The organism is Streptomyces hirsutus (assembly GCF_001418415.1).
GTDB lineage: Bacteria > Actinomycetota > Actinomycetes > Streptomycetales > Streptomycetaceae > Streptomyces > Streptomyces hirsutus.
The window spans coordinates 1-2,516 of record NZ_LIQT01000573.1 but is presented as its reverse complement, the minus strand read 5'-3'; the positions used below and the strand labels follow the sequence as shown (position 1 = coordinate 2,516).

Genomic DNA, 2,516 nt, shown 5'->3' with positions numbered 1-2,516 from the left:
GCGAGGCGCCTCGGTGGGGAGGGGCGGGGCCGGGGCCCCCGCGTCCGTGAACGACTCGCCCGCCACCGCAGGCGGTTCGCCCGCGGGCCCCGCGAACGGATCGCCCACCGTGTCCGGACCTCTGTCGGCGGGGCCGGAGAACACCGCGCCGATGACGCCTTCGGGTGACGGCCGCTCCCCGGCGGCCGACTCGTCGGTGGCGTCGGCCGCCCGTGCCCTGCTCTCCGTGTACTCCCGTGCACTCCAGCCCAGGACCGCCTCGGCCAGGGCCGTACCGAGTCCACCGGTGAAACAGGCGAGTTGGTCCGCCGCGTGCCGGCAGTGGGTGCAGTTCTCCAGGTGGGTGCGCAGGTCCGGATCGGTTTCGGTGCCCGCGCGCCGATAGGCCACCTCCAGCAGGCGCAGATAGCTTCGGCACTCCCGGTCGGGGGCGAGTTCCCCGTGGAGCTGGAGGACTTCGTCGCGCAACCGCTCCTGGGCGCGGCGCAGTTCGAGGCGGGCGCCCTCCTCGTCCAGGGCGAGGAGCCCGGCGGGGACGTGGAGCGGTTCGGACTCGACCTCGGTGTGCCACAGCAGACAGCGCGCGGACTGCGGCAGTCGCTGGAACGCTCCTGACAGCAGGCGCCGTTCGGGCGGTGGCAGCAGCCGTGCGGCGGGCCGTCGGCCGTCGTCGGAGTCGGAGAGGGAAGCGGTGGTGGTGAGGCCGGGGTGGAGCATGTCGCGCCGGTGGTCGCCGTCCCATTCCGCGGCGATCCGGCGCACCGTGACGAGGAGTTGGGGACGCCAGGCGGAACTCGGGCCGTTGCTCCGCAGGGTCTCGCCGAAGAGTCGGGTGAACGCGGCGGTGGTGAGCATCCCGGCGGAACGGGGGCCGTCGGTGCACAACCGGGCGTAGCCGAAGACCGACTCCCAGTGCCGGTCGAGGAGTTCACCGGCAGGGTGCAGTGCCGGGGTGGCCCCCGTCCACTTCCGCAACTCGTCACCCAGTTGTTCGTCCGTCACGTCGAACGCGACGGCCGGGGTCGGGGCCGGGAAATTCGACAGGCCGGTGTCCTTCACGGATGCAATCCTCTCGGGGACGCGCGGGATAAAGTCCGAACCAGCGGACCCGGGGCATCACCGACGATACAGCGGAAGCCCGTCCGTAGGAGATCCGGCATCTCGAACATCCGCCCGGAGCAGCCCTTTTGGAGCCTGGCGGCATGTTTGAGCGGCCTCGTGCACGTCAGGGCAAAAAGCATTGCCCGCGCGCCGGCAAGACCCACTTTTGCACAGGTCAACGACCTGGAACAAGAGACCCCACGGTTTCCCGCATTCCCCGGCCGAACGCCTTGTTTTGACACTGTGTCAATGAGATTCGAACTGCTTAATTCACGCGCCCAATCATCCGATTCGACGTCCGGTGTCCGAAAAGGCGATGCGGACGCGCGCCGTGCGGCCCTCCGTTCCCGGGTACGCGTGTGCGGGTCTGCGTGTCCGGGGTGCACGGGGCGCACGGATCACTCGGCGCCGGTCGTGCTCATCCCGGCCGTACGAGGTCCAGGGCCCGCTCCCAGGGGAACTCGGTCCGGCCGCCGTCCGGCGCCGTCTCCCCGGCGTACGGGGCGCCGAAGCGGACGCCCATGGCGGCAAGCCGCTCCAGGCTGTCCCGGTAGGCGGGGTGGGCGGCCAGGGCGGTGCCGACACACGGCAGGACGGCGATCGGCACCCCGAGCCCCGCGGCCTCGCACAGGGTGCCCAGCGCGAGGGTGTCGGCGATTCCGGCCGCCCATTTGTTGACGGTGTTGAAAGTGGCGGGTGCGACCACCACCGCGTCGGGCTCGGGGAAGGGGCGCGGTTCGCCGGGGGTGCGCCAGGCTGACCTGATCGGTCTGCCGGTCTGCGCGCGGACCGCGACGGCATCGAAGAACCCGTTCATGGCGACGGGTGTCGCGATGACGCCGACCTCCCAGCCCTGCTCCTGCGCGGCGGTGATCAGCTTGCTGACGTCCGCGGCGACACCGGCGGCGCAGACGACGACGTAGAGGAAGGGCTTGGGGGCCTGTTCGGTCACCCGGAAAGCCTACGACCCGGCCGGCGGCCGCGGTACGAAGGCGCGGTGCACGGAGAGGCTGTCCTCGTGGACGTGGTGGCGGACGACCAGGCCGTCCCGCACGGTGAGCAGCAGGGCGAAGCGGGCACGGTAGGGGCGTCCGGTGGGCCGGGCGGTCTGCCGGATCTCGCCGAACATCACCGCGTCGTCGCCGTCGACCAGGACGCGCTCGATCTCGGTGGCGGCCGCGTCGGGCACGTGGTGGGCGGCCAGCTCCCGGTAGTGGGCGGCGGCGTCGGCGCGGGTGGCCCGGTGGCGGATCCAGGGGGTCGCGGTGCTGCCGTGCTCGTCCTGTGGCCAGTCGAGCCGCCAGTCGCAGGGATCGGCGTACAGCTCGGCGATGCGGTCCGGGTCGCCGTGGCCGATCCGGCGCAGCAGTTCCTCCACGGTGGAGCGGGTGCCGGTGGGCGGGACGGTACCGGGC

The 2,516-nt window shown here is 72.1% G+C and carries 3 protein-coding genes; all 3 read right to left on the bottom strand.

Annotated features, from left to right (window positions below; all coding sequences use genetic code 11):
• On the bottom strand, nucleotides 1-1,059 hold a 1,059-nt coding region (locus AOK11_RS34755; protein ID WP_420903040.1), incomplete at its 3' end, for an RNA polymerase sigma factor.
• Between the two features lie 460 nt (nucleotides 1,060-1,519).
• Nucleotides 1,520-2,053, bottom strand: coding sequence for a flavoprotein (locus AOK11_RS34750; protein ID WP_055597642.1), 534 nt, complete (start codon nucleotides 2,051-2,053; stop codon nucleotides 1,520-1,522).
• A gap of 9 nt (nucleotides 2,054-2,062) precedes the next feature.
• Nucleotides 2,063-2,479, bottom strand: coding sequence for a nuclear transport factor 2 family protein (locus tag AOK11_RS34745; RefSeq protein WP_055597643.1), 417 nt, complete (start codon nucleotides 2,477-2,479; stop codon nucleotides 2,063-2,065).
• Between the last annotated feature and the right edge of the window lie 37 nt (nucleotides 2,480-2,516).